The sequence below is a fragment of the Bacillus sp. SIMBA_026 genome (assembly GCF_046535335.1).
Classification (GTDB): domain Bacteria; phylum Bacillota; class Bacilli; order Bacillales; family Bacillaceae; genus Bacillus; species Bacillus velezensis.
Map to the genome: position 1 here is coordinate 1 of NZ_JAWRWX010000008.1, position 22,267 is coordinate 22,267.

Below are 22,267 nucleotides of genomic sequence, written 5' to 3' on the forward strand. Positions count from 1 at the left end.
GCACATCGCTGTGCGATTTATTTAAAACTTTGAATTAACAGGTACGTTTTGTCTTGTTTAGTTTTCAAAGATCATTTTGTCTTTCGTTCAAGCGACTTTATTATTATATCTTATCAATCTCTTGAAGTCAATAACTTTTTAAATTTCTTTTTTTCGTCAGCGCCTTGTTTAGCGGCAACGAATAATAATATACCACCTCGCAAATAATAGTGCAATAGTTTTTCAAAACAAAATCAAAAAAGTTTTATGAGCGGCTTGTTTCTAAAAAAGCGCCGTACTGCGATAAGCAGAAACGGCGCCTTCCCTTTTATTAGCGTTGTCTCATTTGAGGGAATAATAAAACGTCTCTGATAGACGGAGCATTTGTTAACAGCATGACAAGGCGGTCGATACCGATACCCAATCCCCCGGTCGGCGGCATGCCGTATTCAAGAGCTTCAACGAAGTCTTCATCCATCATATGCGCTTCATCGTTTCCTTCTTCTCTTTCTTTTAATTGCGCTTCAAAGCGTTCCCTCTGGTCAATAGGGTCATTCAGCTCCGTAAACGCATTAGCGTGCTCACGGCCGACGATAAACAGCTCAAAACGGTCTGTAAAGCGAGGGTCCTCCGGATTTTTCTTAGCAAGAGGAGAAATCTCTACAGGGTGGCCGTAAATAAATGTAGGCTGAATGAGTGTTTCTTCAATTTTTTGTTCGAAGAATTCATTGATGATATGACCCACCGTCATTGAGTTTGTGATCTCGATACCATGCTCTTTTGCATGACCGCGCGCTTCTTCAACAGTCATCTCATTCCAGAAATCTACACCTGTCGCTTCTTTGACCGCATCTACCATGTGGAGTCGTTTCCATTCAGGTTTCAGATCAATCTGCTCTTCGCCGTACTGGATTGTGGTGCTTCCAAGCACTTCCTGCGCAATATGTGCAACGAGGTTTTCCGTAAGGCTCATAATATCTTTATAATCGGCGTACGCTTCATACAGCTCGATCATCGTGAATTCAGGGTTGTGGCGTGTAGAAACACCTTCATTACGGAACACACGGCCGATTTCGTAGACTTTTTCCAATCCGCCGACAATCAGGCGTTTTAGGTGCAGTTCAATCGCAATACGCATATAAAGAGGCATGTCGAGCGCGTTATGGTGCGTGATGAACGGGCGTGCAGACGCTCCTCCCGGTATGCTGTGCATCGTAGGTGTTTCAACTTCTAAGTATCCATGGTCATCTAAGTATCTTCTCATCGCTTGGATGATTTTGCTGCGTGTGATAAACGTTTGTTTGCTGTCAGGGTTTACGATGAGATCGAGATAGCGCTGGCGGTAACGCTGTTCAACGTCTTTTAACCCATGATATTTATCAGGAAGAGGACGCAGTGCTTTTGTCAGCAGTTCAAAAGATGTCGCTTTGACAGAAAGCTCGCCTACGTTTGTTTTGAAAACTTTCCCCGTGATGCCGATAACGTCTCCCAGGTCTGAAGATTTAAAGATTTCATATTGTTCTTCGCCGACACTGTCTTTTCTTACGTAAATTTGAATTTGACCTTCTAAGTCCTGCAGATGCGCAAAGCCGGCTTTCCCTTTTCCGCGCTTTGTCATCATACGGCCTGCAATGGTCACTTCGATCGCTTTTTCTTCCAGTTCTTCTTTAGAAAGCTCCTGGTAGGCGTCAATGATCTGTTGAGATTGATGCGTTCTCTCGAAACGTTCGCCGAAAGGGTCAATGCCGTTTTCTCTCAGCTGGTTCATTTTATCTCGTCTGACTTGCAGCTGGTCGTTCAATTCCTCATGATTTTGCTCTTCTTGACTCATTGGTATCACTCCGTTACATTTTGTTTTCACGAAAAAGCAGAAAAACTGCCAGCGGTAAGCTGGCAGTGAGCAGCAATAGAGGGTGTATATTAACCTACTTTTGCATCTTGAAGCTCTTTTGCCTCTGCTTCGGCGGTAAATGCATCTAAAAGCTGCACAACTTCTTCACGCGTCTCACATTGGTTAATTTCGTTGCGTACATTCGCATTGCCTCTGACACCTTTCAGGTACCAGGCAGCGTGTTTTCTCATTTCTCTGACTGCCACATTTTCGCCTTTTAACTTAATCAGGCGGTCTAAGTGCAGTTTGCATACCGACATTTTTTCACGGACTTTCGGTTCGTCTTTTAACTCACCGGTTTCAAGGTAGTGCACCGTACGGTAAATCATCCACGGGTTGCCGAGTGCGGCCCGGCCGATCATGACGCCGTCAACTCCTGTTTCCTCAAGCATGCGTTTCGCGTCCTGAGGCGTTTTGACATCACCGTTTCCGATGACGGGAATGGAGACGGATTGCTTCACTTCTTTAATGATATCCCAGTTCGCAGTGCCTTCATACATTTGCACTCTTGTGCGGCCGTGCAGGGCAACGGCTTTTCCGCCGGCACGTTCAACGGCTTGGGCGTTTTTCACCGCATAGATGTGCTCTTCATCCCAACCCATTCTCATCTTCACTGTAACCGGCTTATCAACAGCATCTACTACTGCGGATACCATTTCATAAATCTTATCAGGATCGAGTAGCCATTTGGCGCCCGCATCACATTTTGTAATCTTGGGTACGGGACAACCCATGTTAATATCAATAATATCAGCAGTTGTATTTTGATCTACAAACTTCGCCGCTTCCACAAGGGTTTCCTTTTTTCCTCCAAAAATCTGAAGGCTGAGCGGTTTTTCACGTTCATCAATGTAAAGCATCCCCATTGTTCTTGCGTTGTTGTAAAGAATCGCTTTGTCACTGACCATTTCAGCGCATACCAATCCGGCTCCGAATTCCTTTACAGTCAATCTGAACGCTGAGTTACAGACACCGGCCATAGGGGCAAGCACGACCCGGTTTTTCAATTGAATATCACCGATTTTAAACATTTTTCCCCTCCTAACATTATTTGTCTATTTTTCAGGCGGGGCCAATTCGTCCGCACTTATATTTAAAACATCTGCCGCATCTTGAATGATGGCATCTGATGGCAATCGGTTTCCGCGTTCAATTTCACCGACAATAGAAACTGATACACCTAATGCTTTTGCAAATCCTTCTTGAGTATAACCTTTCAGCTTTCTGAATGCACGAATTCGCCTACCCCAGATTTCTGCTTCCATACTCTTACACCTTCTTGGTTTGTTTCAGCGCTTATCGTGATATGATCCGCCTGCGGACATATTTCTTTTAACGGCGCAAGGACAAATAAGCGCTCATACATTCTCGGATGCGGAACAATCAGCCGCTCTGTTTCAATATTTTCACGATTATACAGCAAAATGTCAAGGTCTGCCGTCCGCGGTCCCCAGCGAATCTCTCTCGTTCTGCCTAATTCAGCTTCAATGCTCTGCGTTACGTCAAGAAGTTCAAAAGGAGATAACGCCGTTTTCACTTCAACCGCCATATTAAGAAACTGATCTTGATCCTCATAGCCGACAGGATCTGTTTCATATATGGAGGACACCTTTGACACCGTCACGCCATGATGGCGGCTGAGCATGGCCACTGCCTGGCGCAAATAATGTTCACGGTCGCCCATATTGGAACCGAGGCCGATATATGCCGTATTGTTCATGATTTTTTTCTCGTCATTTCTATGGCTACTGATTTATAATGGCCGGGAATCGGCGGGTCAGGCTTAACAACCTTTACCGTACATTGCTGCACCGGCTCAAATTTCTCAAGGACGGTGTCTGCGATCCGTTCCGCAAGGGTCTCGACCAAATTAACGGGCTCGCCCTCAACGATGCCGCGGCAGACACTGTACAATTCCGCATAGTTAATGGTATAAGAAAGGTCATCCGTTTTTCCGGCTTTGCTCAAATCCAGTTCGGCAGTCAGGTCTACTTTGAAGCGCTGGCCGAGTTTGTTTTCTTCTTCGAACACGCCGTGATATCCGTAAAACTCCATACCTTCTACATATACTTTATCCATAATGTGCGCCTCCTTTGTTCAACATGGCATCCATCATCTTAGTCATTCTTGCGATCTCTTTGACATCGTGCACCCTCACAATGTCGCAGCCTTTCTGGACGCCAAGGCATACTGTCGCTCCCGTTCCCTCGGCACGTTCTTCAGGGGGAAGGTCAAGCACACGGCCGATGAACCTTTTTCTCGATGTCGCCAGGAGCAGCGGATAACCTAACCCGCTGAACACCTCCAGCTTGTTCATGACAGCCAGATTGTCCTCATAGTTTTTCGCAAAGCCGATCCCCGGATCCAGAATCATGTTTTCATCTGTGACGCCGGCTTCTGCGGCAGTTTTTACGCTTTCCATCAAGTCTGCAAGCATATCAGGAATAAGATCGTTGTAGTTTCTTTCCATGCGATTATGCATTAAGATAATCGGAACCCCGTGTGCGGCGGCTACTGACGCCATATCAGGGTCACCTTTCGCCCCCCAGATGTCATTAAGGATAGAGGCTCCCGCTTTGACCGCTTCGTCTGCCACGGACGCTTTGTACGTATCGATTGAAAGCGGAATGTCCAGCTCGCTTGTAATCCGTTCTATGACGGGGATGACTCGCGACATTTCCTCATCAGCCGACACGAGTGATGCGCCGGGCCTTGTCGATTCGCCGCCGATATCTATGATATGCGCCCCTTCTTCAGCCATCTTCGCCGCATGCAGAAGCGCCCTTTCCGTACTGTCGTATTTACCGCCGTCAGAGAAGGAGTCTGGCGTTACATTTAATATCCCCATAATGAGCGTCTTCTCTTTATAGGACAGAGCGCCTTTTTTTGTATGAATCAGTTTAGGCTGTTCAATTGTTTGCTGCGCCATTTTGTTCCTCCTCCTGTACATTCATTTTGTTTATTTCCTGCTGATACTGCTTACGGAGCAATTGCACCGTTTTTCCGCTCACTCCGGGCAGCGGCACTTCCTCTATTTTAGAAAACGGGATGATTTCAAGCACGGAGTTTGTCAACCATGCTTCATCCGCTTCAAGCATTGATTGAAAACGGAATCGGCCTTCGGTGACTTCTGTCCCCTGCCGTTTCAATTCATCAATAACAAACTGTCTCGTTACGCCGTCGAGAATGCCCGTATCCAAGGATGGTGTAAAGACCTTGTCTCCTTTTCGCCAAAACACGTTGGAGACAATGCCTTCCGCGACATCCCCTTCTCCGGTCAGGAAAATGCCTTCAAGATTGGGATCATTCCCGATCTCCCGTTTAGCATACATGTTGTTTAAATAGTGATGAGATTTTAACCGGAAAAGTCCTTCAGGCGTATTTCTCCTGATAGAGAGAAGCCTGCCTTCTTTTTGAACAGGCAGAGTTTCCAGATTGATCCGGTTGACGAAACAAAGGACGGTCGGCTTTTCATAAGTCTGCGCGGCAAACCCTTTATCGCTGACGCCTGCCGAGATGTTAAGCCGGACACGCGCGCTGCCGTCCTTGATGTCATTGAGGAGCAACAGTCTCCGAAGCATATCAAGCAGCTCCTGTTTGTTCACCTCATATGCAATCTGCAGATCCCGAAGCGCCCTGTTGAGCCTGGCGACATGCGCATCCGGCAGAAACGGCCGGCCGCTGTAAAGCCTGAACGTCTCGAACGCGCCGATCCCGTACAGATAACCATGGTCAAAAGGAGAAAGCGCCGCTTCTTTCTCCTCTATATATTGACCATTCAAATATATAATCACACCGTCACTTCCTTTTTGCGGTGTGTCTCTATAAAGTTTCTGAGCATCTCTTTGCCGAAGGAGGTCATGATGGATTCCGGATGGAACTGAACACCTTCAACAGGAAGCTCATTATGGCGGATTGCCATAATTTCTCCTTCTTTGGTTTGAGCGGATACCGTAAAACAATCCGGCAGCGTGTCCGCTTTGACAATAAGTGAATGATACCGGGTGGCGACCAGCGGATTTTGCAGGCCTTTAAAAACCGTCTGTCCGTCATGCATAACTTCTGACGTTTTGCCGTGCATGAGCCGCTCTGCTCTGACGACATCGCCGCCGAATACTTGCGCAATCGACTGATGCCCGAGACATACGCCGAAAACAGGAATACTGCCGGCAAAATGTTTGATGGCTTCGAGGCTGATCCCCGCTTCATCAGGACTGCACGGCCCCGGTGAAATCATTAAGAAGTCCGGACCCAGCTCTTCAATCTGCTCAATCGTAATCTCGTCATTTCGTCTGACGATCAGTTCCTCCCCAAGCTCACCCAAATATTGAACCAAGTTGTACGTAAATGAATCATAATTGTCAATCATTAAAATCATCTCTGCTCACCTCGTCTGATTTTTTGTCTCTTCTTCGCTCAGCTCTAACGCCTTTTTCATCGCAAAAGCTTTTTTGAACGATTCCTTGTATTCATGCTTCGGAACCGAATCAATGACCACTCCTGCACCGGACTGCATAAAAGCATGTCCGCCGGCTGCATAGATCGTCCGGATCACAATGTTAAACTGCAGATCTCCGTTGAATCCGAACCAGCCTATAGATCCAGTATAAAGCCCCCGTCTTGTCGGCTCAAGCTCTTCTATAATTTCCATCGTTCTCACTTTGGGCGCTCCCGTGATGGTGCCCCCCGGGAACACCGCATGAATAATGTCTGTCGCGTCATATCCGTCCTGCAGCTCTCCCTGTACGTTTGACACGATATGCATGACGTGGGAATACTTTTCGATCGCCATAAATTCGTTAACGCGCACGGAGCCGTAGCGCGATACGCGCCCGAGGTCATTGCGCTCAAGATCCACAAGCATGACGTGTTCCGCACGTTCTTTTTCGTTGTGAATTAATTCCTCAGCCAAGGCCTTGTCTTCAGCATCGTCTTTTCCTCTTGAACGCGTACCCGCGATCGGTCTCGTTTCAAGCTTCTTCCCCTTCTTTGTCACCAATAGCTCCGGCGACCCGCATATCACTTGAAACCCCGGTGTCTCGAGATAGGCCATGTAAGGAGACGGATTGACGTTTCTCAAGTGTTTATACACCTCATACGGATGAACGGATAAAGACTGAGACTGCCTGATAGACAAATTAACCTGGAACACATCGCCGCTCGCGATATATTGTTTAATTTGTTCTACAGCCTGCGAAAACCCTTCTTCAGTGAACGGAGCGGCGTACGATCCGTCCCCATTCCGATTCAGCGGTGAAAAAGGCTCGTCCGCCGTTTGGAGGGAGCACCACATGTCCTCTAAGCCGGACAGCTTTTCTTCCGCAATATCCGCTTCTTCCGCATCAGTATGGGTAATGAGCCATAACGCCTCTTCCTCATGGTCATAAACGGCCACATCATCAAAAACAAGAAAGTAAATATCAGGTGTTTCCAGATCATCTAACGACAGCATCTTAAAATTCTCAATATATCGGGCGTAGTCGTAACTGATAAAACCAATCGCACCGCCCTGAAAGTCCGGAAACTCAACGTTTGTTTCCGTTCCGAGCGTTCCAAACCATTCATGAAAGGCCCGCAGCGGGTCACCTTCTTTAAACAGTGTTTCCCCCTCATGCTTGATCGTTGTAATTCCGTCTTTCCCTCTGACGGACGCAATCGGATCTAGACCGGCTATACTGAATCTTCCCCCTCTCGCGCTTTCGAGCAGAACATGCCGTTTTCTCGATTTCGAAAGGTTTTCATATCGCTGTAAAAATGCTTGTTTCGTAAAAGGTATTTTTCTTCCTGCCGGTCTGCGTTGTGCCATCATATCAATCCTCTGCTTCGTTTTACTGTAGTTTTATTTTAAAGCAATCACACTGGTGAAAAAAGTGAATTTCACTTCCAACCATAAAATTCGAAACGTTTTTTGGATTTTCGATACTTCAGGCACAAAAAAACTCCCGGATACAGCCGGGAGCCGTGTGTATGTCTCTATTCAAACTGATAAAGCGGTGTGCTTAAGTAACGTTCTCCGTTACTAGGGATGATCGCAAGCACTTTCTTGCCTTTCCCCAGTTTTTTCGCGATTTCCAGTGCCGCGTAAATGGCCGCTCCGGAAGAAATCCCGCCGAGAATCCCTTCTTCTTTTGCCGTTTTACGGGCATATTCAAATGCATCCTCGTTTTTGACGGGAATGATCTGATCATAGATGTCCGTATTCAATGTTTCAGGGACAAATCCCGCTCCGATACCCTGAATTTTATGCGGGCCCGGTTTTCCGCCGGAAAGAACCGGAGAATCTGCCGGCTCTACCGCATAGATTTTGATGGATGGATATGCTTCTTTCAGCACTTCGCCCGCTCCCGTGATGGTTCCGCCGGTACCGATTCCGGCCACGAACGCATCAAGCTGGTCGTCACCAAACTGTTCTACGATTTCTTTCCCCGTCGTTTGGCGGTGAATTTCCGGGTTTGCTGCATTGTTGAATTGCTGAGGCACAAAGTATCCGTGTTCCTCGGCAAGTTCTTCCGCCTTTTTAATGGCGCCCTTCATTCCTTCTGCGCCGGGAGTCAGCACAAGCTCCGCTCCGTATGCGCGCAGCAGATTGCGTCGCTCCATACTCATTGTATCAGGCATAACGAGAATGGCTCTGAGACCTTTAGCCGCTGCCACCATCGCAAGACCGATCCCTGTATTTCCGCTTGTCGGTTCAATGATTGTGTCGCCGGCTTTTAATTTTCCTTCTTTTTCAGCCGCTTCTATCATCGCCACTCCGATCCGGTCTTTTACGCTGCTGCCCGGATTCATGTATTCAAGCTTCAGATATACATCTGCACTGTTTTCATCCGTCAGGCGATTCAATTTCACAATAGGAGTATTTCCGATTAGTTCAGTAATAGAATTTGCAATACGCACCATGTTGGACACCTCAATTTCCGACTAAATTTATTGGTATTATAAATATAAGTTATCAATTTCAAAATTTTTTGTCAATCATTTAGTTCTTTTTTCCCCGTAGAACCAAGAGACCCCCGCCTCTTTCCACAGCGTTTTGACTGTCGCCTTGTCACCTAATTGATCCATCGCGATCTGGCGTCTGATTTGGCTCTTCACTTCATTGTATGAGAAAGTTCTCGCTTTAAGCTTTTCTTTCAGCTGAATGACGGCGTATCCTGAAGAAACTTTAATCGGCTCAGCGGACCATTCATCTTCTTTAAGATTTTTAGCTTCTGTGATATATGCCTGCGGGATATTTTCCTGGTTTTCTGTCACAAAGCCGAGGTCTCCGCCATACTGTGACGTGTATCTGTCCGTGGAACGCTCAGCGGCAACGGCTTCAAAGCTGGAACCGCCTTTCAAATCAGCAAGCACCCTGTCCGCCTCATCTTTGTTTTTGACGACGATGTGCCGGATTCTGTAGGAATCATCGAAATGGTACAATTCTTTGTTTTTATTATAAAATGATTGCATTTCCTTATCCGATATATCGATGTCCTTCGTCAGCAGTTCTTCAAGAAGAATGTTGTAGCGGATCTGGTCTCTCCATTCTTTTTCGGTAATATGGCTGTCTTCATAAAATGAATTATTCACCGCTTTGATTAAAAGAAACTCCCGCTCCAATTCGCTGTTTGAAACTGTGAGTTTATTCTTTTTCGCAAGCTCTTCCACTACTTGTGCATTAATCATGTCTTCCAGCGTTGATTTTCCGTACTCGTCTTCCATCTTTTTCATCCAGTCTTGCCGTGTGATATGTTTATCACCGATTGTCGCGATGGATTCTTCAGATGACCCTGCGGTTTGGGATTTTGTTAACTTATACGCCACTGTCACACTGCATACTAACAGCGCCGCTACAATAATCGTCAAAAGTGTTCTCGATTTCAAAATCTACCCCATCCCTTTTATAAAATAGAACAACCCGCTAAAGAGCTAGCGGGTTGTTTCGTCACGAAGCTCTTCCAGTTCTTCTTTTGTAAATAAATATTTCTCATTACAAAAATGGCAAACCGCTTCGGCTTTTCCGTCTTCTTCTATCATATCTTGTATTTCTTTTTTGCCTAGTCCTAAAATGGCCGTTTCGAATCGATCTTTTGAACAAGAACAGTGAAATTTGACCGGCATTGTTTCGAGAACGTCCGGTTTTTGACCAAGAACTTCTTCTAAGATTTCTTCCGGTGTCAGGCCTTTTTGAATCAATTTTGAAATCGGTTCGATTTGAGATAATTGTTTTTCAATTGTTGAAATGGTTTCTTCATCAGTCCCCGGAAGAAGCTGAATGATGAACCCGCCCGCAGCGAGAATGGTGTTATCAGGATTTACTAGAACACCTACGCCGACAGATGAAGGGACTTGTTCAGAAGAAACAAGGTAATACGTGAAGTCGTCACCGAGTTCACCCGAGACAATCTCTACTTGTCCCGTAAAATAATCACGCAAGCCCAAATCTTTTACGACACTGAGTGTTCCGTCAGTTCCGACCGCCCGTCTGACATCCAGTTTCCCTTGTTCATTGAGGTCAAAATGAACGTGCGGGTTTGATACGTATGCTCTTACCTCACCCTTTGCGTTCGCATCCGCGACAATGGCTCCGATCGGGCCGCCGCCTTCTATTTTGACTGTCAGCTTATCTTCACCCTTAAGCATCGCTCCGAGCATCAGAGAAGCTGTCATCGTCCGGCCGATTGCGGCTGATGCCGTCGGCCACGTGTCATGCCTTCTTTGCGCTTCATTTACCATATCTGTCGTTCTGGCTGCATAAGCCCGCACTTTACCGTCATATGCAATTGCTTTAATTAAATAATCCATCGTTTACCTCCTATACGTGACCCACGCGATTTCGCTCATAAATGATTTCCAGCCCTTTCAGAGTGAGAAACGGGTCAACAATATCAATACAGTCTGATTCGTTTGCGATTAATGACGCAAGCCCGCCTGTCGCAATGACTTTCGGTTCCTGTGTTGCCTGCCATTTCATCCGCTTCACTATACCTTCAACTTGTCCGACATAGCCGAAAAGGATGCCGGACTGCATGGCGCTTACCGTGTTTTTGCCGATGATATTGTCCGGACGGGCAATTTCAATTCTCGGAAGCTTCGCCGCACGTGAGTACAGCGCCTCCGTTGAAATCGTAATGCCGGGAGCAATCGCGCCGCCCATGTATTGTTTGTTTTCATCAATGTAGCAATACGTCGTCGCCGTTCCGAAATCAACAACAATTAAGGGGCCGCCATACTGCTGGATCGCCGCAACGGCATTGACGATCCTGTCAGCTCCCACTTCTTTCGGATTGTCATACTTTATATTTAAACCTGTTTTCATTCCCGGGCCGACAACTTGCGGCTCGATGTGAAAGTATTTTGTGCACATTCTTTCTAAAGAGAACATAATCGGCGGCACCACGGATGAGATGATAATCCCTTCAATCTGTTCAAACATGAGTCCGGAATGTTCAAATAAGGAACGGAGCAGCATGCCGAATTCGTCTTCTGTTTTGTGCCTGCTCGTTTCTATGCGCCAATGATATTCTAATTCCCCATCATGATATACACCAATCACGGTGTTGGTGTTCCCCACATCTATAACCAGTAACAACCTCTATCACCACTTTTGAATAGTTTCTAATCATAACATTTTCAACATTCTACAATACCATACACGATCTGCGGCTCTTTTGTAAACAAAACGGAACCAGTAAAAAAACCGCCGGTATACGCCGGCGGTTTTCATATCAGAAAGCGAACTATTCTTTCGGCTCGTCTTTCTTTTCGTCTTCTGTTTTAGACAGGATGTTTACTTTCACATCGTCTTTTTGAAGATGGTCATCTGAGAAATTGCGCTCAGGGAGTTTTCCGTGATCCACGAGATGCTTGATTTGTTCCGCATCTAATGTTTCCACATCAAGCAATGTCTGAGCAATCAATTCAAGCTTATCGCGATTTTCAGTCAGGATGGTTTTCGCACGCTCATAACATTCTTTAATGATGCGCTGAATTTCCTGATCGATTTCGTAAGCGATCTGATCACTGTAGTTTTGCTCGTTGTTGAAATCCCGGCCCAGGAATACTTGACCGCCTTGAGATTGACCGAACTGAAGCGGTCCGAGTTTTTCTGACATACCGAACTCTGTCACCATTCTTCTGGCAATGCTCGTTGCCCGCTGGAAGTCATTGTGAGCCCCCGTGCTGACTTCGCCGAAGATAATTTCCTCGGCAACCCGTCCGCCCAGAAGACCGACAATTTTATCGAGAAGTTCAGGTTTTGTCTGGAAGTAACGGTCTTCTCTCGGAAGCATGACCGCGTATCCGCCCGCCTGCCCCCTCGGAACAATCGTTACTTTATGAACCATATCGGCTTCATCCAGCACAAGTCCGATAACGGTGTGACCGCCCTCGTGGTACGCCACGATATTGCGTTCTTTTTTCGATATGACGCGGCTCTTCTTCGCAGGACCCGCAATGACACGGTCCGTCGCTTCATCAATGTCGCGCATATCAATTTTCTTCTTGTTTTGACGGGCAGCAACGAGTGCCGCTTCGTTAAGAAGGTTTTCTAAGTCGGCGCCTGAGAAACCGGGTGTTCTTGAAGCGATCGCTTTTAAGTTCACCGTTTCATCAAGCGGTTTGTTTCTCGCATGGACCTGCAATACGGCTTCACGGCCGATGACATCCGGACGGTCTACCGTAATCTGACGGTCAAAACGTCCCGGACGAAGCAATGCAGGGTCGAGAATGTCCGCACGGTTTGTCGCAGCGATAATAATGATTCCTTCATTCGCACTGAAACCGTCCATCTCTACAAGCAGCTGGTTCAGCGTCTGTTCGCGTTCATCATGCCCGCCGCCAAGACCTGCGCCGCGCTGACGTCCCACCGCGTCGATCTCATCAATGAAGATCAGGCAAGGCGCATTCTTTTTCGCATTTTCGAATAAATCACGCACACGGGAAGCACCGACACCGACAAACATTTCAACGAAGTCAGATCCGCTGATGCTGAAGAAAGGAACGCCCGCTTCACCGGCTGAGGCTCTCGCAAGCAATGTCTTACCGGTTCCCGGAGGTCCGACCAGCAGCACGCCTTTAGGGATTCTGGCGCCAAGCTCGGCGAATTTGCGAGGATCTTTCAGAAACTCAACAACCTCAACAAGCTCCTGCTTCTCCTCATCCGCGCCGGCTACATCTTTAAACTTCACGCGTTTCTTTTCTTCCGTATACAGCTTCGCTTTGCTCTTCCCGAAGTTCATGACACGGCTGCCGCCGCCCTGAGCCTGATTGAGCAGGAAGAAAAACAGAATAAAGATGATGACAAACGGAATGATCGTCGTTAAGAACGTCACCCACCCGCTTGTTTCCTGTGCGGGATCAACTTTTACGTCCGTCTTTTTAATTGCATCAAATATCTGGTCTGCTCCCTTTCCTTCAGGAACATGTGTTAAAAAGTACTGGTCTTTGTCGTATTTTTTCAGCTGTCCTTTTACCTCATAAACACCTCTGACAGGCTGAACCGATACGCTATCAACTTTCCCCTCATCGAGGTTCTTGATAAACGTACTGTACGACATATTTTCTGTTTTCGGGTTTGAAGTCTGGAAGTAACTCACAACCCCGATTACTACTAATAAAATAAGTAAATAAAAAATGGTATTACGGAAGACCCGATTCATTCCTTACCTCCTCCCACAGTAAGCACAACTATGTTCAATAGTACCATAGAAAATCATTCCAATACAACCGATAACCATCTCGGAAGCAGGCAGCCGATCAGCTTTCATAAATCGCCGGTTTTAATACTCCGATGTAAGGCAGATTGCGATAGCGTTCGGCATAATCAAGTCCGTAACCCACAACAAACGCGTCAGGAACTTCAAAGCCTACGAAGTCTGCTTTAATGTCCGCTTTTCTTCCGCTTGGTTTATCCAACAGGGTAACAATCTTAATTGATTTCGCTTTACGATATCGGAAGAGTTCTACGAGATAGCTCAAGGTTAACCCACTGTCGATAATATCTTCAATGATTAAGATGTCCCGGCCTTCTACAGATGTATCCAAATCTTTGATGATTTTGACTTCTCCGGAAGAAACCGTGGAATTTCCGTAGCTTGATACATCCATGAAGTCCATTTCCAAATATGTATCAATATGCTTTATAAGATCAGCCATAAAAGGAAGCGCTCCCTTTAACACACCGATTGCCAACGGAAACGTGTCGCTGTACTCGCTTGTTAATTGTTCTCCAAGCTGTTTTACTTTCTGCTGGATCTCATCTTCTGAGATCAGCACTTTTTCGATATCCTGTTTCATGTTAATGCTTGCCCCCTACACTTTTCATGCTGTCTATATTGTAATACAATGCGGTCACTGTTTGAAATCACAAGATCGTCAAAGATGGATTTTTTCAAGCCAGGCAGCCAGATAATTTCACCGCTCGCATCCGTTACAATCGGCCATTCGTCCCGATCCCGCAGAGGCAGTTTATGATCAATAAATATATCTTTCACCTTTTTCGAGCCATTCATCCCTTTAAGTTTGATCCGGTCGCCGATTTTTCTCGTCCGGATTGTTAAAGGAAATTGCACCTTGTTTCTGCTTGTCATAAAAACAGCATTCCCATTTTTGATATGAGGGTCAGCCTGAACGGCCACCTCTATCATAAAGCCGTTGGGGAGAACAGCAGTCTCGCCTTCCGCTCCTTGCAGCTGCAGCTCAAAGGGAACTTTTTCACATTGCCATTGTTCAAATGTAAACAAACATGTCTGATATGATTTGACCACCTTCAGCCCTTTCGGAAAATCAAGCACTCCCGAGGCGCTTCCATTTTCCGCCCATTCGAGAAACTGCTGTATGTGGCGGGCGGAAAACGACGATGGAACGTTTTCATAAAGATAGTTTAATATTAGTTGAACTCCTCTTCTTTGTAAAGGTATCGGAAGGGCAAGCAATTGAGAGGAATTGACTTCAACCGATGTGTCAGACTTGCTTGTAATAACCTTATTCATTCGTTCTTTCGTTAATGACTGCAGGTATTGTTCGTCTTCTGTCAGTGCTTCACTCACCTTTTGAAACATTTTATGAACGTCAGGTGATTCTTGTTTTAAAAAAGGAAGCACGGTCTTTCTGAATCTGTTTCTTGTATAATCGTCTTTTGCATTGCTCTCATCCGTTCTGTAGCTGAGCCCTTCTTGACGGCAGTATTCAAGGATTTCATCCTTTGCCGCATAGAGGAAAGGCCTGATCAGCCAGCCGGATGCAAATTCGCGGACGGGCTGCATTCCCGCAAGCCCTGCCCCGAGCGTACCTTTCGCAAGCCTCATGAGCATTGTCTCAACCTGGTCATCGCCGTGATGAGCCAGCGCCAAAAACTTCGCTTGGTGTTTTGCCATCAGATCTTCGAAAAACTGATATCTGCAATCACGCGCGGCAGCCTGCTTGTTCAGCCTATTCTTCTTTGCGTATGCAGAAACATCAATCTGTACCGTTTCGCAGAAGATGTGTTCCGCTTCGCAATATGACTGCACAAACTTCATATCTTCTTCAGATTCAGGACCCCTGAACTGATGGTCGACATGCGCCGCTATGATAACGGAGGAATGCCCGAAGTGCTTATTCAGCATACTGAGAAGCGCCATTGAATCAGGGCCTCCGGAGACCCCGGCAATAATCGTTTCTCCCTCCGCCTGAAGATGATATGTTTTGAAAAAATCTTCCACGCTTTTCACAATGTCCCCCTCACAATGAGCAGGTTTTTTAAAGATATACATATCCTATCACTTTCATTCCCTCCAAGCAAAGAAGAAGCATGAGCGCAGGCGTCCGGCCGGCATTAGATGAGAAAAAAGACGATGTAAGCGAAATAAAGGGCGAGAACGCTGATTAAAATAAGTGTTGTTTCAAACAAACCATTGTGCTTTGCGGGTTTTTGTTTAGGTTTATACCGCGTTTGAGATACAGTGCCCTGCCGCGGTTTTGATTGCGGCGGCTTAGTCTTGGCGGCGGCTTTCCTTTTGCCCCCGGCGCTCTGCCCCGCCGTCAGGATGTCATGCTTCATGGCTTCCGCAGACGGATATTGGCCGTTTAAAGCAGAAAACAGAACCTTCTTATACTTATTCAGAAACGGGTGGCCTTCAATGATAGAACGAAGCTGTTCTTTCGGCTGTCCTGACTTTTTGCACTCTTTCTTCTGGACACAGTGGATCATGATCATTGCGACAGCAAACAGGTCGTAGGATGGTTCTGCTTTTCTTGTTCCATACCCCCAATAGCCCCTATCGTAAAACTCCGTATACTCTTTAATCGCGCGGCCTTGTTTTGTCGTTCCCCCTACATCAATGCAGCGAATGGCAGCCGGTGGTCCGGTTACAATGAGATTGTCCGGTTTGAGGTCGCCAAAAACCCATCCCTGCTGATGAAGGACTGACAGGCTGGAAAGAAGCTGCACCATCAGCACCGGAATCCACTCCGCTCCCTTACTGCTGATATATTGCGGAAGAAGCGGCCCTTCTATGTACTCCATCACGTAAAAAGAGACATTTTTATTCAGCTGCGGAATAAACGCGTCGTCCGCATCAAAAAAAGAAGGCCCCATCGTTTGCGACCGGGCCTTTGAAAAGGATTTTAAGACATTCACTTCAGAGGTAACAGACATGCTGTCGCTGCTTATTTTCAAAGCGACCTGTCCGCCTGATGCTTCTGCCAGATATACAATACCGTTAGCCCCTTTTCCAAGCTGTTTGAGCAATCTGTAGGATTTGCCGTTCCATTTGCCCTGAATTGCCGTCCCCGGTGCCAGACTACATGCCAAACTCGTTAAAGCGTCGTTCATCATCTGCCAACATGCTCCTTCTTGAGCGGATTCTCTCAAACTGCTGCGTCGCTTCCCGGATAGCGGGGCCCGTAGGGGTGATACCGCCGGTCGACAGCTTCGCAAAGAGTGCAGAAAGAGATTCAAGCTTCGGCGTCCAATTCAGCACAAGCTCAACTTCCTGGCTTTTCCCGGGAAATATACACATGGCAAATTCATTTTGCCCGGCCCGGGAATTTAAACTGATGGAAAGATCGATCAGCGCTTCTTTCACCGTCGGCAGTTTCGGCGCCATACTCGCACTCGTATCAACCAGCACAAGCACTTGCAGATGAACCGTTTCGCCGAGTTCATCAACCACTTCCATCACTTCTCCGCGTTTTTCAGGAGAAAGCTCTTCCATTTCAACGTTTTTCCCTAAAATTTGTTTAAGCTCTTGATTGACGACACCTTGCAGCGTCTGGGTCATTGCTTTTTTCGTCACCATTTGAACCGTCTGAGACAATTGTGACGCATACACAACTTGATGGACGCCGCCTCCGGCCATGGCGATGCCTTCAACTTCCTTCATTGCCTCTTGGTCAATCGCGTTTTCTTCCATAATTCCTATAACATTCACCGTAATCCCCTGCTCCTTGGCGAAAGCCGCCATTGCGATCGGGTCTTCACCATGATTGGAGCAGCCATCTGTAATCAGCAGAACTTGATTTAAATGTCCCTTATTCACATACATTCCTCCCGGTGATACGATTAGTCCCATCTTCGCCAGAAGGAAAGTGATTTATACGAAAGGATTAAGAAATCTCCTTTTTATTTTGGAAAACCGCCGGCACCGGGATGGAAGCCCATTTCGGCGTGTTGTGATCAATCCGGACAACAACCACTGTCATATCGTCTTCGATTTGGCCGGAACGCGTTCTGATGACCTCTTCCATTAATATATCAGCAATTTCCTGCGGATCTTCGGTTTTCAGCCCTTTCATTTTCCGCTTCATCCACAGGTCGTGGTTTTCAACGTGCTTCGGCCCTTCAAAAATACCGTCACTCATCATGACGAGCAGATCTCCCGCTTTTAACTGTTCACTTACAACCTCCACATCAAATTCATTGATGATGCCGATCGGCAGATTGCTGGCCTGAACTTTCATGACTTGATCTCCCCGCTTGATAAAACTCGGCGTTGAACCGACCTTCAAGAATTTGCAGCTTGCATCCTGAAGGTCAATGATAGAAAGATCGAGAGTTGAGTAGATTTCGTCTGTCGTCCGTAAAGACAGAATACTGTTGATCGTTTTGATTGCTATTTTTTCATCAATACCTGATTCGAGAATTTTTTCGAGCAGCTTAATCGTTTCATTGCTCTCATAATGGGCCCTCGCCCCATTGCCCATGCCGTCACTGATCGCGGCTGCATACTTTCTCGCCCCCAGTTCCATCATGCTGTAGCTGTCGCCGGAGACAAGGCCGCCGCCTTTTGCCGCATGAGCCGCGCCTGTCGATACCCGGTACGACTTGGTCGAACCGAACGCGACATGGCTGTAGCCATTCGGATGAGTCGAGTGCTGTTCGCTTTTGACAAGTATCTGCTCCTCAAGAATGTCAGACAGCATCGGGGCGATAATTTTTTCACTCTCGCCGTGTCCTCCGCTGAACGGGATTGTCATTTCGATATCAATATTGCCCTGCTCCAGGCTGTATATCTCGACATGCTGAATCTCGATTCCGAAATGCTGAAGCGCCTCTATCATTTGTTCTTCCTGAATAAAATGCTGCTCCCTCTCCCGTTTTATTTCCCGAGAAAAGTCCGCCATGACCTCAGAAACCCCCAACAGCTGCTCGGCAACAAGCCTTCTGCTGTCCTGAACTTTTCTCTTCAGTGTCAGATGGGCGTGATGGTGGGCAAGTTCGTCCTCAATCAGCTCTTCCACCTGTCTGGATTTGGAACAGTGCTGTTGAAACTCCTTTTTTAATCTGCGGTTTGAGGCATACTGTTTTTCTTCTGTTTCATGCATAACTTGTTTCATTAAGTCATATGTTTTATCAAAGTTTTGAACCCAGCATTTGCTTTTCTTATAGCAGGATTGGCAGGAATGCTCGGTGATTTTGCTTAAAAAGAGATCCACTTCCCCTTCTTCCGCCTGCTCATCAGAAGACGTCTGATGAAAGGTGGCGAAGCTCTCCGACAAGGCATGAAACACATTGGAGAACTGGTCTACTTTCTGGGCGGTGACATCTCTGATTTTCCTCGCGTACTGCTGCTGTTCCTGACTGTGCTCAGCCGTGCCCGGTATGTATCGCGCCACCTTTTTCGTAATCGATTGGGGCGTAATCAAAAACAAAACAACGGCAATCAAAGATTCATAAAGAGTGGTCATTAATCCGGCAGACCCTTCTCCATATAATGAAATCAGCAGTGAGCCGATCACTAACCCGACTGCGGCGCCGGCTTTCTTTCCTTCTTTCAGCAGCCCGCCAAGAAGCCCGGAAAACGCAAGCAGACTCATTTGATAGAGATTCCCGATATTCGCAAGCCCGAGGATCAGTCCGGTCACAACACCGACCGTACAGCCGATGCTTGCCCCGCCGACAAAGGAAAAACTCAGCACGACATAGCGGGCCAGGATATGTTCAGCCTGCATTCCCTGAAATGAAACACCGGCAAGCCCGGTTAAAACGGATGCGATCAAGATCATAAAACAGATGATTTCTTCTATTTTTAACGATTGCTTCACTTTTTTGATCGTGAAAATCGGCAGGCTTTGCAAAAAGATCAGCGTCAAAATAAAGGCCAGGCCCGCCTCGACAACAGCCATCACATAATCATAGGTGGTAAAAGCGCCGCTTTCAAAATAAACAAATCCGATTCTCGCGGCAGCCATAGAGAAAAACACCACGATCGGCAGCATCTTCACCCGGTCCTGCACGATATATGTACCGATTTTTGAAAATAGAGTGAAGACGGCCAAAGCTGTGAGAATCAATAAAGAGTGTTTCGGCGAAATGGTTAAAGCGCCCGCAAGTAAAGACAGACAAGCATAGAAGGCTTTATCTCTTCTGATCAAAAGCATCGCTCCGAAAAACGGCAGCGCAAACGGAAGAACCTCAGATAATATGAAAGCCCGTCCAAGTAAAAAACCGATCACGACATAAATGAAACCCTTATAGAAAAAAAGTGAATGCGCTTGATGGACTGTTAGCTTTGCCGCCTTTTCAAAAAACGATTGCAGTTTTTCCAGAGCTTGTCCCGCCATCGGCCCGTTCACTCTTCTTTCTGCTTTTTCCATTGCTCTCATCCCCCACCTGTTTTATTCGTTGCTTGTCATTATAAATGAAAGCCCAGATAGGATTTTGTCAAAAGAAGGTAACAATTCCAAAGAACTCTTCGACGCTTTCTCCCTTGTTCCCCTTTCCTTTCGTATTTCCTCCGACATTTCTCAAAAAGTTGTCTAAATATGAAAAAACCGGCTTCTGCAACAGAAGCCGATTCGCTTGATGACCCGTACGGGATTCGAACCCGTGTTACCGCCGTGAAAGGGCGGTGTCTTAACCGCTTGACCAACGGGCCATATATATGGTAGCGGCGGAGGGGATCGAACCCCCGACCTCACGGGTATGAACCGTACGCTCTAGCCAGCTGAGCTACACCGCCATATAGGTGCTTATAAGCACAAGTTATATAATACAAAGGTTTCTTCATTCCGTCAACAGGAACTTTAAAGTTTTAATTTTCTGACTATACGGACACATACAAAAAAAAGCACCCGCTGGGATAGACGGATGCTCCATGTATTTATAGAAAGCAGCAAGTTATCCTCTTCTTGCTCCGCGCCCTCCACGTTTTGATTCCGTGTTTCGTTTTAAAGATGATAAGCGGTCTTCGCTATCTTTAAGAAACTTGTTCATTTTCTGTTCAAAAGATTCTTTCGGACGGAAATCATTTCTAGGTCTGGCTTGCGGACGGTCTTTAGCTTTTTTAATTGATAAACCAATTTTCCCGTCTTTTTCAACGTTGATGACTTTCACTTCAACTTGATCGCCGACTTTTAAATGCTCGTTAATGTCTTTTACATAATTATCGGCTACCTCACTGATATGAACGAGACCGGTTGAGCCTCCAGGCAATTCAACAAATGCTCCGAAATTTGTAATACCTGTTATTTTCCCTTGCAACTTGCTGCCAACTTCAATCGACATAAAAAAAGTGCTCCTCCTTAGGCTTATAAAAAGATCGTTTGTTTAATTATACCTAAATAAAAATTTAAGTGTCAACAAGGCTACTTGCTCTTCTTCTCTACATTAAAGAGAATCTCACCATTTCCTGACATAAACAAGTCTCTTCTGGCAAGCTCTGTGACGTAATCCTCATCCTTTAATTTGGAAATTTCATCTTTTAAATCAGCCTGTTTCGCGTTCAATTTTTTCACTTGTTTTTCCAGCTGAGCTTTCTTTTCTTCGTTTGCGCTAAGGGAAGAGGTCTGTGACCAAAGAGAACCCGCTAAGACAATAGCCGTCAACAACACAAGGGCGCCGAATACGATCAACCGTCTGAAAAGCCCTTTCCGCCTTCTTTTCATAAGCTGGGATTGCCGTTCAACCTGCTCTTTATAGTCGTTTTGAATTTCAGTTATTGTACGTTCTCTAGATAGATTCAAATCAGACGGTCCTCCTTTCACCTTTTCAAAATACGTATCATGGTCGATCTGATTGTTATGATTAGTTTCTTGCTCTTTTGTAAAAATCCTGCACTTTTTTGAAAATATCGTTTGAAAGTAAGACGCCACTTTTCAGGAAGAAGTTTCAATAATTGTTTCAACAGGAAAAACAGCGGATACAGCAAAAACGTTACGATCTTAAAAAGACACTTCGCAAAAAAGGCACTCACCCGATAGGAGTATAAAGAAATAGCCGTGATCAGCCCGATGAGCAGCTTAAAGAGCAGAAGCACCGGACGGAACAGCACGTGCTGAATGAGCTTTTTTGCGAATTGGCAAAGAGACACCGCAAGATGAATGGCAAATTTCAGTATTTTTATATACATTCGTTTAAACAGGCTTTGGTACGTCGCAATACCCAGTAAGACAGCCAAGAAAATGTATACCCTGAGTTCTCCTTCATTCACGTTGAGCAGCACATAGAAAAACAGCAGACCTTGTACAATCCAAAAGAGAATGTCATGAATGAATAACAGCCATCTGGCCGTTTTGGCGCGGCTGACAAACAGCCTGTATGTATCAAGCGACGCTCCGAGCCAGGCGCCCATACCGGTCATTGCCAGCATCGTATAAAATTGGGTCGTCAGCGTCATTTAAACAACTTGCTAAAAAACCCTTTAGCTTTATCCCCTTGCTGCTCGTCTAAATATACAAGGTCAAACACCCTGCCTTTTATAGATACAATCCCTTTTTCCACATCAAGATTTTTCATCTGCAGGTTCTCGCCTCTGACGGAAAGCATTCCCATAACCGTTTCCAGCAAAAACTCTTCTTTGTCAAAACTTTCCACATGCTTGACGCCCGAAATGTCTAAATGCTTTCTCCCTTTCATCGTTACATCATGCTGTTCCGGAACAGAAGAAGAACCTTTTTGCTCATAATATGAATTCATCTATTCAGCCCCCATAT

General features: G+C 46.1%; 23 protein-coding genes and 2 tRNA genes. All 25 read right to left on the reverse strand.

Annotated features, from left to right (window positions below; genetic code table 11):
* Nucleotides 1-310: 310 nt before the first annotated feature.
* The 25 genes from lysS to yabP all read right to left on the reverse strand — a co-directional run bounded on the left by lysS (nucleotide 311) and on the right by yabP (nucleotide 22,250).
* On the reverse strand, nucleotides 311-1,810 hold the full coding sequence (gene lysS, locus SB847_RS19955) for a lysine--tRNA ligase (protein WP_014416740.1): 1,500 nt from the start codon (nucleotides 1,808-1,810) through the stop codon (nucleotides 311-313).
* Between the two features lie 89 nt (nucleotides 1,811-1,899).
* Nucleotides 1,900-2,901 carry a tRNA dihydrouridine synthase DusB gene (gene dusB / locus SB847_RS19960; RefSeq protein ID WP_007409948.1) on the reverse strand — a complete coding sequence of 334 codons (1,002 nt, stop codon included), beginning with the start codon at nucleotides 2,899-2,901 and terminating at the stop codon, nucleotides 1,900-1,902.
* A gap of 24 nt (nucleotides 2,902-2,925) precedes the next feature.
* Complete coding sequence (locus SB847_RS19965) at nucleotides 2,926-3,135, reverse strand: helix-turn-helix domain-containing protein (RefSeq protein ID WP_032872207.1); 210 nt, start codon at nucleotides 3,133-3,135, stop codon at nucleotides 2,926-2,928.
* Nucleotides 3,087-3,590 carry a 2-amino-4-hydroxy-6-hydroxymethyldihydropteridine diphosphokinase gene (gene folK / locus SB847_RS19970; protein WP_025854071.1) on the reverse strand — a complete coding sequence of 168 codons (504 nt, stop codon included), beginning with the start codon at nucleotides 3,588-3,590 and terminating at the stop codon, nucleotides 3,087-3,089. Before folK ends, SB847_RS19965 begins: the two co-directional genes overlap by 49 nt.
* Nucleotides 3,587-3,949, reverse strand: a complete 363-nt coding sequence (gene folB / locus SB847_RS19975) for a dihydroneopterin aldolase (RefSeq protein ID WP_003150671.1) — start codon at nucleotides 3,947-3,949, stop codon at nucleotides 3,587-3,589. The genes folK and folB overlap by 4 nt, the downstream gene beginning before the upstream one ends.
* Nucleotides 3,942-4,799 carry a dihydropteroate synthase gene (gene folP, locus SB847_RS19980; protein WP_410565245.1) on the reverse strand — a complete coding sequence of 286 codons (858 nt, stop codon included), beginning with the start codon at nucleotides 4,797-4,799 and terminating at the stop codon, nucleotides 3,942-3,944. The genes folB and folP overlap by 8 nt, the downstream gene beginning before the upstream one ends.
* Nucleotides 4,780-5,664, reverse strand: a complete 885-nt coding sequence (gene pabC / locus SB847_RS19985) for an aminodeoxychorismate lyase (protein WP_410565248.1) — start codon at nucleotides 5,662-5,664, stop codon at nucleotides 4,780-4,782. Before pabC ends, folP begins: the two co-directional genes overlap by 20 nt.
* Complete coding sequence (gene pabA, locus SB847_RS19990; protein ID WP_082999159.1) at nucleotides 5,661-6,248, reverse strand: aminodeoxychorismate/anthranilate synthase component II; 588 nt, start codon at nucleotides 6,246-6,248, stop codon at nucleotides 5,661-5,663. Before pabA ends, pabC begins: the two co-directional genes overlap by 4 nt.
* Before the next feature lie 6 nt (nucleotides 6,249-6,254).
* Nucleotides 6,255-7,676, reverse strand: a complete 1,422-nt coding sequence (gene pabB / locus SB847_RS19995) for an aminodeoxychorismate synthase, component I (RefSeq protein WP_285980395.1) — start codon at nucleotides 7,674-7,676, stop codon at nucleotides 6,255-6,257.
* A gap of 167 nt (nucleotides 7,677-7,843) precedes the next feature.
* Nucleotides 7,844-8,770 carry a cysteine synthase A gene (cysK, locus tag SB847_RS20000; RefSeq protein ID WP_007615206.1) on the reverse strand — a complete coding sequence of 309 codons (927 nt, stop codon included), beginning with the start codon at nucleotides 8,768-8,770 and terminating at the stop codon, nucleotides 7,844-7,846.
* A 75-nt stretch (nucleotides 8,771-8,845) separates the two neighbouring features.
* Nucleotides 8,846-9,736: a peptidyl-prolyl cis-trans isomerase gene (locus tag SB847_RS20005; RefSeq protein ID WP_410578352.1), complete on the reverse strand. Its 891-nt coding sequence runs from the start codon at nucleotides 9,734-9,736 to the stop codon at nucleotides 8,846-8,848.
* Between the two features lie 45 nt (nucleotides 9,737-9,781).
* On the reverse strand, nucleotides 9,782-10,657 hold the full coding sequence (gene hslO / locus SB847_RS20010; RefSeq protein WP_004264606.1) for an Hsp33 family molecular chaperone HslO: 876 nt from the start codon (nucleotides 10,655-10,657) through the stop codon (nucleotides 9,782-9,784).
* Nucleotides 10,658-10,667: 10 nt separating this feature from the next.
* Nucleotides 10,668-11,444 (reverse strand): type III pantothenate kinase, encoded by a 777-nt coding sequence (locus SB847_RS20015; RefSeq protein ID WP_007409940.1) that lies wholly within the window; start codon nucleotides 11,442-11,444, stop codon nucleotides 10,668-10,670.
* Nucleotides 11,445-11,592: 148 nt separating this feature from the next.
* Entirely contained in the window at nucleotides 11,593-13,512 is a 1,920-nt protein-coding gene (gene ftsH / locus SB847_RS20020) for an ATP-dependent zinc metalloprotease FtsH (protein WP_007615201.1), read from the reverse strand.
* Between the two features lie 97 nt (nucleotides 13,513-13,609).
* Nucleotides 13,610-14,149, reverse strand: a complete 540-nt coding sequence (gene hpt / locus SB847_RS20025; protein ID WP_004264611.1) for a hypoxanthine phosphoribosyltransferase — start codon at nucleotides 14,147-14,149, stop codon at nucleotides 13,610-13,612.
* Complete coding sequence (gene tilS, locus SB847_RS20030) at nucleotides 14,146-15,564, reverse strand: tRNA lysidine(34) synthetase TilS (RefSeq protein WP_410565257.1); 1,419 nt, start codon at nucleotides 15,562-15,564, stop codon at nucleotides 14,146-14,148. Before tilS ends, hpt begins: the two co-directional genes overlap by 4 nt.
* Before the next feature lie 104 nt (nucleotides 15,565-15,668).
* Nucleotides 15,669-16,670 carry a protein kinase domain-containing protein gene (locus tag SB847_RS20035; protein WP_410565260.1) on the reverse strand — a complete coding sequence of 334 codons (1,002 nt, stop codon included), beginning with the start codon at nucleotides 16,668-16,670 and terminating at the stop codon, nucleotides 15,669-15,671.
* Nucleotides 16,636-17,373, reverse strand: coding sequence for a vWA domain-containing protein (locus SB847_RS20040; protein ID WP_004264624.1), 738 nt, complete (start codon nucleotides 17,371-17,373; stop codon nucleotides 16,636-16,638). Before SB847_RS20040 ends, SB847_RS20035 begins: the two co-directional genes overlap by 35 nt.
* 67 nt (nucleotides 17,374-17,440) lie before the next feature.
* Complete coding sequence (gene spoIIE / locus SB847_RS20045) at nucleotides 17,441-19,930, reverse strand: stage II sporulation protein E (protein WP_007409936.1); 2,490 nt, start codon at nucleotides 19,928-19,930, stop codon at nucleotides 17,441-17,443.
* 209 nt (nucleotides 19,931-20,139) lie between these two features.
* A tRNA-Glu gene (locus SB847_RS20050) sits at nucleotides 20,140-20,211 on the reverse strand.
* A 7-nt stretch (nucleotides 20,212-20,218) separates the two neighbouring features.
* A tRNA-Met gene (locus tag SB847_RS20055) sits at nucleotides 20,219-20,295 on the reverse strand.
* A 158-nt stretch (nucleotides 20,296-20,453) separates the two neighbouring features.
* Nucleotides 20,454-20,840, reverse strand: a complete 387-nt coding sequence (locus tag SB847_RS20060; protein WP_004264630.1) for a S1 domain-containing RNA-binding protein — start codon at nucleotides 20,838-20,840, stop codon at nucleotides 20,454-20,456.
* A gap of 80 nt (nucleotides 20,841-20,920) precedes the next feature.
* On the reverse strand, nucleotides 20,921-21,298 hold the full coding sequence (divIC, locus tag SB847_RS20065; RefSeq protein WP_014416730.1) for a cell division protein DivIC: 378 nt from the start codon (nucleotides 21,296-21,298) through the stop codon (nucleotides 20,921-20,923).
* A gap of 17 nt (nucleotides 21,299-21,315) precedes the next feature.
* On the reverse strand, nucleotides 21,316-21,951 hold the full coding sequence (yabQ, locus tag SB847_RS20070) for a spore cortex biosynthesis protein YabQ (protein WP_310528081.1): 636 nt from the start codon (nucleotides 21,949-21,951) through the stop codon (nucleotides 21,316-21,318).
* Nucleotides 21,948-22,250 carry a sporulation protein YabP gene (yabP, locus tag SB847_RS20075; protein WP_410565266.1) on the reverse strand — a complete coding sequence of 101 codons (303 nt, stop codon included), beginning with the start codon at nucleotides 22,248-22,250 and terminating at the stop codon, nucleotides 21,948-21,950. Before yabP ends, yabQ begins: the two co-directional genes overlap by 4 nt.
* Between the last annotated feature and the right edge of the window lie 17 nt (nucleotides 22,251-22,267).